The organism is Nocardioides sp., from assembly GCF_035547795.1.
Lineage (GTDB): Bacteria > Actinomycetota > Actinomycetes > Propionibacteriales > Nocardioidaceae > Nocardioides.
The window spans coordinates 1-13762 of sequence record NZ_DASZUF010000007.1 but is presented as its reverse complement, the minus strand read 5'-3'; the positions used below and the strand labels follow the sequence as shown (position 1 = coordinate 13762).

Here is a 13762-nt window from a genome sequence, read left to right as displayed (position 1 = left end):
GGGCAAAGGGTTACGGCGGTCATAGCGAAAGGGAAACACCCGGTCCCATCCCGAACCCGGAAGTTAAGCCTTTCAGCGCCGATGGTACTGCAACCGCGAGGCTGTGGGAGAGTAGGACACCGCCGGACAAACACTCACGCGAGGCCGCCCCACGGGGCGGCCTCGCGGCATTTTGTCACGCTCTGCGGCCACTTTTCGTGCACAGACGGAGGCTGGTCGGCGCCGTCCACAGGCTTGGCTGTGGAGAGGTGGCCGACGGCTCCGCTCCGGGAAGGATGGCTTCCGGAGGTGATGGCCGATGGGCACGAAGAGGACGGCCGACCCGGATGCTGCATCGGGCCTGAGCGTCATGAGCGCAAACACCGTGCGCCTGGTCGGGCGTCTGTCCGAGGCTCCCGCGGAGCGAGTGCTGCCGAGCGACGCGGTGATGTGCACCTTCGCGCTGGTGGTGGACAGACTCGACACCCAGCTGGTGTCGCGCCAGCGCGTCGACGTGCTGCCGTGCGTCGCTTGGTCGGGCCGGGTGCGCCGCCAAGCGCGGGGTTGGAGCGCGGGAGATGTGATCGAGATCAGCGGCGCGCTGCGGAAGAGGTTCTTCCGGACGAAGACCGGCGCCACCGGCTCACGGATGGAGGTGGAGGTCGCCACGGCGCGCCGACTGCGGAAGGTGGCAGCATGATCGTCGCGCTCGGACTAGCCGGGCGGTCATGGAAGGGGAGCGGATGCTCGCGTCCAGTGATGGACCGTTGGCGGAGGCGATGGACCTCGCCATGCTGGACCTAGACGGCGTGGTCTACGTCGGCAGGCATGCGGTGCCCGGCGCTCCCGCGCACCTCGGTCGTGCCCGCGCGGCCGGGATGAGGCTGGCGTTCGTGACCAACAACGCCGCGCGTCGTCCCTCGGAGGTGGCGCAGCACCTGCGCGAGCTCGGGGTCGACGCCGGCGACAGCGACGTCGTGACCTCCGCGCAGGCGGCGGCCGCGGTCCTTAGGGAGACGTGCGGTGAGGGCGCGCCGATCGCGGTGCTCGGCGCCGACGGACTTCGCGCCGCGGTGTCGGCCGCGGGCCTGCGTCCGGTCGATGTGGCAGACGAGGCGGAGGCGATCGTCACGGGCTACGGCCCGGACGTGCGCTGGCGGGACATCATGCGGGCGGCGGCGAGGATCCGGAACGGACTGCGCTGGGTCGCCAGCAACACCGACGGGTCGTTTCCCGCGGACTTCGGCCTGGCGCCGGGACACGGCGCGCTGGTGGAGCTGGTGGAACGGTTCTCCGGCGTTGCGCCGACGGTCGCCGGCAAGCCGGCGCCCCCGCTGCTGGAGGAGACGATTCGTCGAGTCGGCGGCGCGCACCCGCTGATGGTCGGCGACCGACTCGACACCGACATCGCCGGGGGCGCGGCCGTCGGCGTACCGACGCTGTTGGTCCTCACCGGTGTGACGGGCCTGGCCGAGCTGGTCTCCGCGGAGCCGACGCTGCGGCCGACGTACCTCGCGACCGATCTCGGTGGGCTCTTCGAAGAGCACCGAGCACCGACGGAGGAGGACGGCGCGGCGTGCTCGGGCGGCTGGCGGGCCCGGGTCGGGGACGACGGTGTGCTGCAGGTGTCCGGCGACGGTGGGGGATCGGACTGGTGGCGCGCGGTCGCGACGGCGGCCTGGTGGCATCTGGACGAGACCGGCACGCCAGCGGCGTTCGATCGGCTCACGCCGCCCGACGTCGGGGCGGACCGAGTGGAAGGTAGCCTGCGGTCATGACCGAGCCAGATTTCGAGACCGCCGATGCCGGTGAGTCCGTGCGTACCGGGATACCGGCGGTCGACGAGGTGGTTGCCGCTGTCGATGCGCTGGCGCAGGAGCCGCTGGAGCACCATGTCGAGGTGTTCGGTGTCGCGCACGAGCGGCTGCGGCGCGCCCTCGACCCGGCCGACGAGTCCTGAGGCCCGCGCAGTGCCTCGACGCCTGCGGCTCGACGCGGAGCTGGTCCGGCGCCGCCTGGCGCGCTCACGCGAGCACGCCAGCGAGCTGATCGCTGCGGGACGGGTGAGTGTGGCGGGCGCCAAGGCGACCAAGCCGGCGACCGGCGTCACGACCGACGTCGCGATCGTGGTCCGAGCCGATCCGGAGGACCCGGGTTACGTGTCGCGGGGTGCGCACAAGCTCGCCGGCGCGCTGGCGGCGTTCGAGCCACTCGGGCTGAGCGTCGCAGGCCGACGCTGCCTGGACGCCGGCGCCTCCACGGGCGGCTTCACCGACGTCCTGCTGCGGCGCGGCGCCGCGCAGGTCGTCGCGGTGGACGTCGGCTACGGCCAACTGGCGTGGCGGCTCCGGCAGGACCCGCGGGTCGTGGTGCACGACAGGACCAACGTCCGCGAGCTCACGGCCGAGACGATCGGTGGAAGCGTCGACGTGGTCGTCGGCGACCTGTCCTTCATCTCGCTCGAGCTCGTGCTCGACGCACTGCTGGGCGTCACGGATCCGGGCGGCGATCTGGCGTTGATGGTCAAACCGCAGTTCGAGGTCGGCAAGGACCGGGTCGGCAAGGGCGGCGTCGTCCGGGACCCGGCGCTTCGTGCCGAGGCGGTGCTCTCCGTCGCGGCCGCCGGCGAGAGGCGAGCATGGGGCGCCCAGGCGGTGACGACCAGCCCGTTGCCGGGCCCGTCGGGCAACATCGAGTACTTCCTGTGGCTGCGCCGCGGCGAGCCGCGGGTGGGACCAGCGGAGATCGAGGCGGCAGTGCGAGCCAATCTCGGATTGTCGGTGGCGGATGAGAAGGTGGATCCGTGAACGAGACGTCGGACGCCCGGACGCCTCGTCGGGTCCTGATGTTGACGCACACCGGCCGCGACGAGGCGCATGAGGTCGCGCTCGCGTGCTGCAAGGCCCTGGTCAGCCACGGCATCGTGGTCCGGATGGACGCCGCCGAGGCGGCCGAGCTCGGGATCGACCCTCATGCCTACGACCCGCCGCTGGAGCTGGTCGACGTGCACGACGACGCGGGTGCAGGCTGTGAGCTGGCGCTGGTCATCGGTGGGGATGGCACCATCCTGCGTGCCGTCGAGGTGACGCACCGCAGCGGCACACCCGTGCTCGGCGTCAATCTCGGCCACGTCGGCTTCCTCGCCGAGGCGGAGGTGGAGGACGTGGAGTCGACGATCGACGCCATCGTCGCGCGACGCTACGTCGCCGAGGACCGGCTCACGCTCGACGTGCGTGTCTTTCACGGCGGCGAGGAGGTCTTCCATACCTTCGCGCTCAACGAGGCGAGCGTGGAGAAGGCCGCACGCGAGCGGATGCTCGAAGTCGTCGTCGAGATCGACGGCCGGCCGTTGTCCCGCTGGGGCTGCGACGGAGTCGTGTGCGCGACGCCGACCGGATCGACGGCGTACAACTTCAGCGCAGGCGGCCCGATCGTCTGGCCGGCCGTGGAGGCGCTGCTGATGGTGCCCATCAGCGCGCACGCGCTGTTCGCCAGGCCGATGGTGGTCGCGCCGACCTCGGTGCTGGCGATCGAGCTGATCGCGCGCGCCGACGGCACCGGGGTGCTGTGGTGCGACGGCCGCCGTGCGGTGGATCTGCCGTTGGGCGCGCGGATCGAGGTCACCCGCGGAGAGGCACCGGTCCGGCTGGCACGGTTGCACGAGGCGCCGTTCACGGATCGGCTGGTGGCGAAGTTCGGATTGCCGGTCGAGGGCTGGCGTGGCGGATCGAAGCGGCGACGGAGAGGAGCCGAGGATGCTTGAGGAGCTGCGGATCAGCTCGCTGGGCGTCATCGACTCCTCGACGCTCGAGCTCGGGCCGGGTCTGACGGTCATCACGGGTGAGACCGGTGCGGGTAAGACCATGATCGTCTCTGCGCTCGGCCTCCTGCTCGGCGGTCGCGGAGACGCCGGAGCGGTGCGCACCGGTGCTCGGGCGGCCCGGGTCGAGGGCGTGGTGGACGCCCGCCGGCTGGGCGGGTTCGCAGAGGCGGTCGACGCCGCCGGGGGTGAGGTCGAGGACGGCCGCGTGCTTCTGGCCCGCACCGTCGCGGCGGAAGGGCGTTCTCGGGCGTACGTCGGCGGCGCAGCCGTGCCGGTGACCACCTTGGGTGAGCTCGCGATGCCGCTGGTGGCGGTGCACGGCCAGTCCGATCAGCACCGCCTGCTTCAACCGCGCGCCCAGCGCGAGGCGTTGGACCGGTTCGGTGGCGAGGCCGTCGCCGAGCTGCTGGCCGCCTACGGCGAGCGCTACGCCGCGCTCGCCGAGACGGAACGGGAGCTGGCCGACGTCTCGGCGGCCGCGCGCGAGCGAGCCCGGGAAGCCGACCTGTTGCGCTTCGGACTGGGCGAGATCGAGGCGGTCGCGCCGGTCGCGGGCGAGGACACGGCGCTGGCTGCCGAGGAGGACCGGCTGGCGTTCGCCGACACCCTGCGGACCGCAGCGGAGCAGGCCCGGGAGGCGCTCTCCAGCGAGGACGACAGCCCGGATGCCCTCGGAGCCGCTTCGGCGGCACGTCGGCTGCTGGAGAGCGTGCGCGAGCACGACCCGGATGCGGCGGCACTGGCGGACCGGCTGGCCGAGCTCACCTACCTGCTCTCCGACCTGGCCGCCGACGTGGCCTCCTATGCCACCAGCGTCGAGACGGATCCGGCTCGGCTGGCCGCGGTCTCGGAGCGTCGGGCCGCGCTGACGGCGCTCACCAGGAAGTACGGCGAGAGCATCGACGAGGTGCTGGCCTGGGCCGAGCAGTCGGCAAAGCGGCTGCTCGAGCTCGACGGCACCGACGAGCGGATCGCCCATCTGCGAGCCGAGCGGGACCGGCTGCGTGAGGAACTCGCCGATCTGGCGAGCAAACTCAGCGCCGCACGGACGGAGGCGGCCGGTCGGCTGGCGGCCGAGGTCACCGCCGAGTTGGCGCTGCTCTCCATGCCTGACGCCCGGCTGAGTATCGAGGTGCGGCAGCACGACGCCGTGCCCACCGACGACGGCCGCCAGCCGCTGCAGGTGGGCGGGCGGCTGCTGCGGTTCGGCTCGGGTGGCGTCGACGAGGTCGAGATGCTGCTTGCCGCCAACACCGGCTCGGAGCCGCGCCCACTCGGCAAGGGGGCCTCCGGCGGTGAGCTCTCCCGGGTCATGCTCGCCCTCGAGGTGGCGCTGGCCGGGACGAGCCCGGTGCCGACGTTCGTGTTCGACGAGGTCGACGCAGGCGTCGGCGGCGCAGCGGCGGTCGAGGTCGGACGGCGGCTCGCCCAGTTGGCGAGGAGCGCCCAGGTGCTGGTGGTGACCCACCTGCCCCAGGTGGCCGCCTATGCCGACCACCATGTGGTGGTGGAGAAGTCGAGCGACGGGAGTGTGACCAGCTCCGGGCTCACCGTGCTCGATGACGCCGGGCGGGAGCGGGAGCTGTCCCGGATGCTCGCCGGGATGAGCGAGTCCGACACCGCGCTCGCACATGCCCGCGAACTGCTCGAGGTCGCACGCCCGGCCCGTGCCGGCGCCTGAATCGAGCGGGGTCGGTCGAGCGGGGTCGGTCGAGCGGGGCGACTCCATGAGTGGCTGGGCAGGAGCCGGGCTACGCCGAGAACCAGGCGCTGGCGCCTACCCCGCGACACACCGGCTTCGGACGTCCGCTGACCGGGGTGGCCGCGATGTGAGGATGGATCGGTCATGAGACTGCCGACCAGGAACGAAACCGTCGCCCCCACCGGAGTCAGCGGGACGCTGCGCACCGGCCGGCCTACCCGGCTGCTGTTGCCGCGGCTGCGCTCGGGCGACATTGCCGTCATCGACCATGTCGACCTCGACCGCGCCACCGCCCAGGCGATGGTCGATGCAGGTGTGGCGGCTGTGGTGAACGCCCAGCCGATGAGCTCGGGCCGGTTCCCCAACCTCGGCCCCCAGGTGCTGGTCGAGGCCGGGGTACTGATCCTCGACAGCGTCGGTGAGGCGGGGTACGCGACCCTGACCGATGGGCGCCCGGCCCGAATCGACGCCGGCCAGGTGTACGACGGGGAGCAGCGCCTGACCGCGGGACGGGTCGTCGATGCCGCTGCGGTGACCGACGCCATGACCCAGGCGCGTTCGGGGATGCTGGCCCAGCTGGAGACCCTGACCCACACCAGCACCGAGCTGCTCCGCCGCGAGCAGGGTGTGCTGCTGCACGGCGTTGGACTGCCGCCGCTCAACGCGCGGATCACCGACCGGCCGGTGCTCGTTGTGGCCGCCTCGCCCGAGGTGCCGAACCAGTTGCGCGCGATGCGTCCCTACCTGCGCGAGCAGCGGCCCGTCGTGGTCGCCACCGCCATGGCCGCCACCACCGCCCAGCGGCACGGGCTCAGCCCGGCGGTGATCGTGCTGGCCGCCGGCGACGAGCTCCCGCCGGCGAAGGTGCTGCGCGCTGCCCGTGACGTGGTCGTCTGTGGGACCGGCACTACGCACGACGAGGCGCTCTCCCGAATCGGTCTCGCGCCCGCCCGGGTCGACACCACCCTTGCCCCCGCGGACGTGGCCGTGCTGATCGCGCACGCGGCCTCACCGCAGGTCATCGTCACCGCCGGCCTGGGCGCCAACCTGGCCGACGTGCTCGACCGCGACCGCGAGGGAGTCGCCGGTGCCTATCTGGCGCGCCTCGCCGTCGGCCGCCAGCTGATCGACGCGGCCGCGGTGCCGGCCCTCTATGCCGGCAAGGTTCGGGTGCGCCACATCCTGCTGGCCCTGCTGGTCTGCCTGGTCGTCGTCGCCGCGGCGATCGCCACCACCGATGTCGGGCACGACTGGGCGCACCATCTGGTCCCCGACCTGCACCGCGTGTTCGACAAGGTCGGAGGCAAGTGATGATTCGACGCTTGCTGGTCCCGTTCATCGCGGTCTGTGCGGCCCTCGCCGCCGGCATCGCGCTGGGTGGCGGCCCGCTCAGCGACCTCGGCCACGCCAGCACCACGCCCTCCTCGGCCAAGGGCGCCGGGGCCGTCGTGCGGGCGCAGGCGAAGGCGGGGGAGAAGCTCGCCGCGGCCACCGCAGGCCTGCTGTACGGCGGCAAGCTCGCCGGCCAGCAGGTCGCCGTGATCACACTGCCCGGGGCGCCGGCGGCGGTGTCCAAGGCGCTGGCCGGCCAGGTGGCCGCCGCCGGCGGCTCGGTAAGCAGCACCACCGCGGTCGATGCCTCCGCGGTCGCTCCGGAGAGCAAGACCCTGGTCGACAGCCTGGGCGGCCAGCTGGCGACCCAGTTGCACGGGCTGGTCGACGCCGGTCAGCCGACGTACGTCAGGCTGGGGCAGTTGCTCGCCGGTTCGGTCGCGACCACGACGCCACAACCGACCACCCCCTCCGCCGACCAGGGCACGCTCCGCTCCGCCCTGAGCCAGTCCAAGCTCATCACCGGCCAGGCGCCCCCGACGATGGCGCCGCTGGTCCTCCTGGTGCTCGGCAAGCACGTCAACCCGACGATCCTGAGCGGCGTGGTGCAGGGGCTGGCGACCCGCAGTCACGGCGTGGTCGTGGCCGCTAGTACGGGCTCGGGCCTGCGTGGCGACCTCAAGCGACTGCGGGCCACCAAGCCAGGCCCGCAGATCGCGACCGTGGACGGCGACGAGACCGCCACCGGCCAGCTGGCGACCACCCTGGCACTGGCCCATCAGGTGGCCGGCGGCGGTGGCGCCTATGGCGCGTCAGGAATCGATGGAGTCGTCCCGCTCGGTTAGGATGGAGTTCCATGAAGTCGGGGAGCGCAGCCACCAAGCACGTGTTCGTGACCGGAGGCGTCGCCTCCTCGCTCGGGAAGGGTCTGACGGCCTCCAGCCTGGGCAGACTGCTCCGTTCGCGCGGCCTGCGCGTCACGATGCAGAAGCTCGATCCCTACCTCAACGTCGACCCCGGGACGATGAACCCGTTCCAGCACGGTGAGGTCTTCGTCACCAACGACGGCGCCGAGACCGACCTCGACATCGGTCACTACGAGCGTTTCCTCGACACCGACCTGGTGGGCAACGCCAACGTCACCACGGGCCAGGTCTACTCCAACGTGATCGCCAAGGAGCGCCGCGGCGACTATCTCGGGGAGACGGTGCAGGTGATCCCGCACATCACCGACGAGATCGTCGACCGCATCCTCGCGATGCACAGCGACGAGATCGACGTGGTCATCACCGAGATCGGCGGCACCGTCGGCGACATCGAGTCGCTGCCGTTCCTGGAGGCGGCCCGCCAGGTCCGCCAGCGGATCGGTCGGGACAACGTCTTCTTCGTGCACGTCTCGCTGGTGCCGTACATCGGCCCCAGTAAGGAGCTCAAGACCAAGCCCACCCAGCACTCGGTGGCCGCGCTGCGCCAGCTTGGCCTGCAGCCCGACGCCATCGTCTGCCGCGCCGACCGCGAGCTGCCCGAGGGCATCAAGCGGAAGATCGCGCTGATGTGCGACGTCGACGAGGAGGCGGTGGTCACCGCCGCCGACGCGCCGTCGATCTACGACATCCCCAAGGTGCTGCACCGTGAGGGCCTGGACGCCTACGTCGTACGACGCCTTGACCTGCCCTTCCGTGACGTCGACTGGTCGATCTGGGACGACCTGCTCCGCCGGGTGCACCATCCCAAGGAAGAGGTCACCGTCGCGCTGGTCGGCAAGTACATCGACCTGCCCGACGCCTACCTCTCCGTCGTCGAGGCGCTGCGGGCGGGCGGCTTCGCGAACGAGGCCAAGGTGGAGATCCGCTGGATCCCCTCCGACCTGTGCGAGACGCCTGCCGGCGCGGCCAAGCACCTCGCCGATGTGGACGCGGTCTGTGTGCCCGGTGGCTTCGGTATCCGCGGTCTGGAAGGGAAGCTCGGCGCGCTGACGTACACGCGCACCCACGGCATCCCGACCCTCGGCCTGTGCCTGGGCCTGCAGTGCATGGTGATCGAGTACTCGCGCCAGGTCCTCGGTCTGGACAAGGCCGGTTCCACCGAGTTCGACCCGGACACGCCCGAGCCGGTCATCGCCACGATGGCCGAGCAGCTCGCCTTCGTCGAGGGCGCGGGTGACCTCGGTGGCACCATGCGGCTGGGGCTCTACCCGGCGGCTCTGAAGAAGGGGTCCATCGCCGAGGAGGTCTACGGCGAAGGCCTCATCCAGGAGCGTCACCGGCACCGTTACGAGGTGAACAACTCCTACCGTGAGCAGCTCGAGGCGGCCGGCCTGGTCTTCTCCGGTACGTCGCCGGACAACGAGCTGGTGGAGTTCGTCGAGCTTCCCCGCGACGTGCACCCGTACTACATCGCCACCCAGGCGCACCCGGAGCTGCGTTCGCGCCCGACCCGCCCGCACCCGCTGTTCCGGGGCCTGATCGCCGCGGCGATCGCCCGGCAGAAGGAGCAGCGGTTCCCGATCGACGAGTCGAAGCTCTATCTGGAGCCGGAGCTGGAGACGCCCGCCGCGGCGCCGACCGCCGCCGAATGAGCGAGGAGCTCCGCGACAGCGAGGAGAGCTGGCCGATCGTCGCCACGCAAGACCTGCACCGCGACGGCTGGGTAATGGCGTTGCGCCGCGACACGGTCCAGCGACCGGGCAGCGACGAGACCTTCGCCCGGCTGGTGCTGGAGCACCCGGGGGCGGCGGTGGTCCTCGCCGTCGACGACCAGCGCCGGGTGCTGTGCCTCAAGCAGTACCGCCATCCCGCCCAGCGTCGCTTCGTGGAGCTCCCGGCCGGTCTGCTGGACGCGGCTGGCGAGGATCCGCTCGACGTGGCCCGACGCGAGCTGCGTGAGGAGACGTCCTACGCCGCGGGCACGTGGCTGCACCTGATCTCGGCGTACTCCTCGCCGGGCATCATCGGGGAGCGCATCCACTACTTCCTCGCCACCGACCTGGTGCCGGTCGATCGCGGTGACTTCGTGCTCGAGCACGAGGAGGCCGACATGGAGCTGCTGTGGGTGCCGTTCGCCGATCTGCTCGCGGCGGTGCTGCGCGGCGACGTCGGCGACGGGCCGCTGGTCATCGCCGTGCTGGCGGCGCACGCTCGGGGCCTGGTGGACGGGTGAACGTCAGCGCCAGTGGGTGGCGCGGGCGTGCTGGAAGATCAGATTCGTCTCGGTGTAGGCCACGTCGGGGTTGCTCGACAGGTGCTCGATCACGAACGCGTTGAGGTCCTCGGTGCCCGAGGTGGCGATGTGGACGAAGAAGTCGTAGGCGCCACCGAGCAGGAAGACGTTGAGTACGCCGTCCAGCCCGGCCAGGTGTCTCATGAATGCCTCCAGCCGCGCCCGGGCGTGACCCTGCATCCGCACCGAGATCATCGCCTGCAGCGACCGGCCCGCCAGCGCTGGATCGACGTCGGCGTGGAAGCCGCGGATCACGCCGGAGCCGCGCAGCGCGCGCACCCGCGCGAGGCAGGTGGAGGGCGCGATGCCCGCCTTCGCCGCCAGCGCGTTGTTGGTCTGACGGGCGTCACGGGTCAGCTCCGCGAGGAGGATTCGGTCCACGGCGTCGAGCGCCGGCTCGGCGTTCCGAATTTCCTGCGCCGATCGCGGTTGTGATCCCGATCTCGTCGGCGTTTCCTTCGGCACTCGGCCAATCTAGCGAATCATCTTCATCGGCCTGGCGAGGACCCGAAGATCACGCGGAGAATCTGGGGTATGACGAAGATCGGCGTGCCCAAGGAAGTCAAGAACAACGAGTACCGCGTTGCCATCACGCCGATCGGCGTGCATGAGCTCGTGGCGCATGGCCACCAGGTGGTCATCGAGCAGGGCGCCGGGCTCGGGTCGTCGATCCCCGACGAGGAGTACGTCGCCGCTGGCGCCACCATCCTGCCCGAGGCCGACGACGTGTGGGGCGGAGCCGACGTGGTGCTGAAGGTGAAGGAGCCGGTGGAGCAGGAGTACCACAGGCTGCGCGAGGACCTGACCCTGTTCACCTACCTGCACCTGGCCGCCGACAAGCCGCTCACCGACGAGCTGCTGACGAAGAAGGTGACCGGGATCGCGTACGAGACCGTGCAGCTGCCCAGCGGCGCGCTGCCGTTGCTCTACCCGATGTCCGAGGTGGCGGGCTGCCTCGCGCCGCAGGTCGGTGCCTACTCCCTGATGCGGGCGCAGGGCGGACGCGGCGTGCTGATGGGTGGCGTCGGTGGCGTCGCCAACGCCAAGGTCGTCATCATCGGCGCCGGCGTCTCCGGCCAGAATGCTGCCAACATCGCGCTCGGCATGGGCGCCGACGTGACGCTGCTCGACACCGACCTGGACAAGCTGCGGATGTCGTTTTGGCGCTACAACAACCGGGTGCACGGACTAGCGTCGTCCAAGCTGGCCATCGAGGAGCAGGTCAAGCAGGCCGACCTGGTGATCGGTGCCGTCCTCATCCCTGGTGCGGCGGCGCCCAAGCTGGTCAGCAACGAACTGGTCGCGCAGATGAAGCCCGGCTCGGTGCTGGTCGACATCGCGATCGACCAGGGCGGGTGCTTCGAGGACTCGCATCCCACGACACACGCCGACCCGACCTACCGGGTGCACGAGTCCACGTTCTACTGTGTGGCCAACATGCCTGGCGCCGTACCGAACACCTCGACCTACGCCCTGACCAACGCGACGCTTCCCTACGTCGTCGCGCTGGCCGACAAGGGCTGGCGCGACGCGTGCGTGAGCGACCGCAGCCTCGCGCTGGGGCTCAACACGTACGCCGGGCAGTTGACCAACGCCCCGGTGGGCGCGGCCGTCGGCATCGATGCCGTCTCCCTGGAGGACGTGCTGTCCTGATCGAGTCTCGTGTCGCCCCCGATGTCGCCGTTCGGACCTATCTCGACCATCTCGCGGTCGAGCGAGGTCTGGCGGCGAACACCCTGGCGTCGTACAAGCGAGACCTGAGGCGGTACCTGGAGTACCTCGCCAACATCGGGATCGAGGATCTGAGCGCTGTCGCCGAGACGACGATCACCGACTTCCTGGTGCGGCTGCGGGAGGGCGACGCCGACCATCCGCCGCTGTCGGCCACCTCGGCGGCCCGCACGGTGGTGGCGGTGCGCGGGTTCCATCGCTTCGCCCTAGCCGACGGCATGGTGGCCCTGGACCCCGCGGGCGCGGTGAAGCCGCCGCGAGCGGCCAAGCGGCTGCCCAAGGCGCTCCCGCTCAGTGACGTCGAAGCGATCCTGGAAGCGGCCGGCACGCCGGAGACGCCGCTGACGCTGCGCGACCGGGCGCTGCTGGAGGTGCTCTACGGCACCGGCGCGCGCATCTCGGAAGCGGTCGGCCTCGACGTCGACGACCTCGACCTGCCGCCGGACGAGCGCGGCGGCACGGTGCTGCTGCGCGGCAAGGGCGGCAAGGAACGGATCGTCCCGCTCGGCTCCTATGCGCGTGCGGCGGTGGAGGCCTACCTGACCCGGTCCCGGCCGGGACTGGTGAGCGGCCGGGCGAGCGGGGGAGCCCTCTTCCTGAACGCCCGCGGTGGACGGCTCTCGCGACAGTCTGCCTGGGCGGTGCTGGTGCGTGCGGCCGAGCGCGCCGGGGTGACCGCGGACGTCTCGCCTCACACGTTGCGGCACTCGTTCGCGACGCATCTGCTCGACGGCGGTGCCGACGTACGCGTGGTCCAGGAGCTGTTGGGGCATGCCTCGGTGACGACCACCCAGATCTATACGCTGGTGACCGTCGACAACTTGCGAGAGGTCTTCGCCACAGCCCACCCGCGGGCGCGATGACGGCCGTTGGCACGGAGTCCGCCTCGATGTCGCCAGGCTGGGTGCCGCCGGTCGGGGCGAGCCCCGACGATGTGTACGACGCGGTCGTCGGCTGGGCCTCCGGCCGCGGGCTTGCGCTCTATCCGCACCAGGACGAGGCGGTCATGGAACTGCTCGGCGGCGCCAACGTTGTGCTGGCCACCCCGACCGGGAGCGGCAAGTCGCTGGTCGCGATGGCCGCGCACGCGGCCGCGCTGGCCAGCGACCGAGTGAGCTTCTACACCGCGCCCATCAAGGCGCTGGTGAGTGAGAAGTTCTTCGAGCTGTGCGCCGTGTTCGGGCCGGCGAACGTCGGCATGCTCACCGGCGACGCGTCCGTCAACCCGGACGCGCCGGTGATCGCCTGCACCGCCGAGGTGTTGGCCAACATCGCGCTGCGTGAGGGCTCGGCCGCCGACGTCGGGCTCGTCATCATGGACGAGTTCCATTACTACGGCGAGCCGGACCGCGGCTGGGCTTGGCAGGTACCGCTGTTGGAGTTGCCGCAGGCGCAGTTCGTCCTGATGTCGGCGACGCTCGGCGACACCCGCATGCTGCGGGAGGACCTCACTCGCCGCAGCGGGCGTCCCACCGTGCTGATCGACCAAGCGGAGCGTCCTGTTCCGCTCTCGTTCTCTTGGTCCGTGACGCCGCTCGCCGAGACGCTGGAGGAGCTGGTGACGACCGGACAGGCGCCGGTCTACGTCGTGCACTTCACTCAGAAGGACGCTGTCGAACACGCCACGTCGCTCCTGCGTGCCGGCTGGATCGCACCCCCCGATCGAGCGGTCAAGGAAGAGCTGGCTCGGCGGCTGGTCGACGTACGGTTCGCGGCGGGGTTCGGCAAGACGCTGGGCCGGCTGCTGCGTCGCGGCATCGGCGTGCACCACGCCGGCATGCTGCCGCGCTATCGGCGGCTGGTCGAGCAGCTCGCCCAGGCCGGCCTGCTGCGTGTCATCTGCGGCACCGACACCCTCGGCGTCGGCATCAACGTCCCGATCCGCACCGTGCTGTTCACCGGGCTGGCCAAGTTCGACGGCCGGCGCCAGCGAATCCTGCGCACCCGGGAGTTCCTCCAGATCGCGGGCCGGGCGG

The 13762-nt window shown here is 71.2% G+C and carries 14 protein-coding genes and 1 rRNA gene; 14 read left to right on the top strand and 1 reads right to left on the bottom strand.

Annotated elements, in window-relative coordinates:
- The first annotated feature begins 11 nt into the window (after positions 1-11).
- From rrf to VHA72_RS00465, 11 genes are all read left to right on the top strand, one after another.
- Positions 12-128: ribosomal RNA gene (gene rrf, locus VHA72_RS00515) — 5S ribosomal RNA — on the top strand.
- Between the two features lie 221 nt (positions 129-349).
- The gene (locus VHA72_RS00510) at positions 350-679 is read left to right on the top strand and encodes a single-stranded DNA-binding protein (RefSeq protein ID WP_325572482.1); all 330 of its coding nucleotides are present in this window, start codon (positions 350-352) and stop codon (positions 677-679) included.
- Between the two features lie 43 nt (positions 680-722).
- Complete coding sequence (locus VHA72_RS00505; protein ID WP_325572481.1) at positions 723-1757, top strand: HAD-IIA family hydrolase; 1035 nt, start codon at positions 723-725, stop codon at positions 1755-1757.
- Complete coding sequence (locus VHA72_RS00500; protein ID WP_325572480.1) at positions 1754-1939, top strand: hypothetical protein; 186 nt, start codon at positions 1754-1756, stop codon at positions 1937-1939. The genes VHA72_RS00505 and VHA72_RS00500 overlap by 4 nt, the downstream gene beginning before the upstream one ends.
- 10 nt (positions 1940-1949) lie before the next feature.
- Positions 1950-2786 (top strand): TlyA family RNA methyltransferase, encoded by an 837-nt coding sequence (locus VHA72_RS00495; protein ID WP_325572479.1) that lies wholly within the window; start codon positions 1950-1952, stop codon positions 2784-2786.
- A complete protein-coding gene (locus VHA72_RS00490) occupies positions 2783-3742 on the top strand; it encodes an NAD kinase (protein ID WP_325572478.1) in 960 nt (319 codons plus the stop codon). Before VHA72_RS00495 ends, VHA72_RS00490 begins: the two co-directional genes overlap by 4 nt.
- Complete coding sequence (recN, locus tag VHA72_RS00485; protein WP_325572477.1) at positions 3735-5483, top strand: DNA repair protein RecN; 1749 nt, start codon at positions 3735-3737, stop codon at positions 5481-5483. Before VHA72_RS00490 ends, recN begins: the two co-directional genes overlap by 8 nt.
- Before the next feature lie 165 nt (positions 5484-5648).
- Positions 5649-6815 (top strand): putative cytokinetic ring protein SteA, encoded by a 1167-nt coding sequence (gene steA / locus VHA72_RS00480; RefSeq protein WP_325572476.1) that lies wholly within the window; start codon positions 5649-5651, stop codon positions 6813-6815.
- Positions 6815-7681: a copper transporter gene (locus tag VHA72_RS00475; protein ID WP_325572475.1), complete on the top strand. Its 867-nt coding sequence runs from the start codon at positions 6815-6817 to the stop codon at positions 7679-7681. The genes steA and VHA72_RS00475 overlap by 1 nt, the downstream gene beginning before the upstream one ends.
- Positions 7682-7692: 11 nt before the next feature.
- Positions 7693-9414: a CTP synthase gene (gene pyrG / locus VHA72_RS00470; RefSeq protein ID WP_325572474.1), complete on the top strand. Its 1722-nt coding sequence runs from the start codon at positions 7693-7695 to the stop codon at positions 9412-9414.
- Positions 9411-9995 carry an NUDIX domain-containing protein gene (locus VHA72_RS00465; RefSeq protein WP_325572473.1) on the top strand — a complete coding sequence of 195 codons (585 nt, stop codon included), beginning with the start codon at positions 9411-9413 and terminating at the stop codon, positions 9993-9995. Before pyrG ends, VHA72_RS00465 begins: the two co-directional genes overlap by 4 nt.
- A 3-nt stretch (positions 9996-9998) precedes the next feature.
- On the opposite strand, the gene VHA72_RS00460 is transcribed toward VHA72_RS00465, so the two are convergent.
- A complete protein-coding gene (locus VHA72_RS00460; protein WP_325572472.1) occupies positions 9999-10436 on the bottom strand; it encodes an Lrp/AsnC family transcriptional regulator in 438 nt (145 codons plus the stop codon).
- A gap of 153 nt (positions 10437-10589) precedes the next feature.
- On the opposite strand from VHA72_RS00460, the gene ald reads away from it, so the two are divergent.
- The 3 genes from ald to VHA72_RS00445 all read left to right on the top strand — a co-directional run.
- Positions 10590-11708 carry an alanine dehydrogenase gene (gene ald, locus VHA72_RS00455; RefSeq protein WP_325572471.1) on the top strand — a complete coding sequence of 373 codons (1119 nt, stop codon included), beginning with the start codon at positions 10590-10592 and terminating at the stop codon, positions 11706-11708.
- On the top strand, positions 11705-12649 hold the full coding sequence (gene xerD, locus VHA72_RS00450; protein ID WP_414689733.1) for a site-specific tyrosine recombinase XerD: 945 nt from the start codon (positions 11705-11707) through the stop codon (positions 12647-12649). The genes ald and xerD overlap by 4 nt, the downstream gene beginning before the upstream one ends.
- The coding region (locus tag VHA72_RS00445; RefSeq protein ID WP_325572470.1) for a DEAD/DEAH box helicase at positions 12646-13762 on the top strand (1117 nt) is incomplete at its 3' end. The genes xerD and VHA72_RS00445, both read left to right, overlap by 4 nt.

Coding starts and splice junctions, on each gene's coding strand:
- VHA72_RS00475 (WP_325572475.1), top strand. CDS start 6,815: ATGATTCGACGCTTGCTGGTCCCGTTCATCGCGGTCTGTGCGGCCCTC.
- pyrG (WP_325572474.1), top strand. CDS start 7,693: ATGAAGTCGGGGAGCGCAGCCACCAAGCACGTGTTCGTGACCGGAGGC.
- VHA72_RS00510 (WP_325572482.1), top strand. CDS start 350: ATGAGCGCAAACACCGTGCGCCTGGTCGGGCGTCTGTCCGAGGCTCCC.
- ald (WP_325572471.1), top strand. CDS start 10,590: ATGACGAAGATCGGCGTGCCCAAGGAAGTCAAGAACAACGAGTACCGC.
- VHA72_RS00465 (WP_325572473.1), top strand. CDS start 9,411: ATGAGCGAGGAGCTCCGCGACAGCGAGGAGAGCTGGCCGATCGTCGCC.
- VHA72_RS00505 (WP_325572481.1), top strand. CDS start 723: ATGCTCGCGTCCAGTGATGGACCGTTGGCGGAGGCGATGGACCTCGCC.
- recN (WP_325572477.1), top strand. CDS start 3,735: ATGCTTGAGGAGCTGCGGATCAGCTCGCTGGGCGTCATCGACTCCTCG.
- VHA72_RS00500 (WP_325572480.1), top strand. CDS start 1,754: ATGACCGAGCCAGATTTCGAGACCGCCGATGCCGGTGAGTCCGTGCGT.
- steA (WP_325572476.1), top strand. CDS start 5,649: ATGAGACTGCCGACCAGGAACGAAACCGTCGCCCCCACCGGAGTCAGC.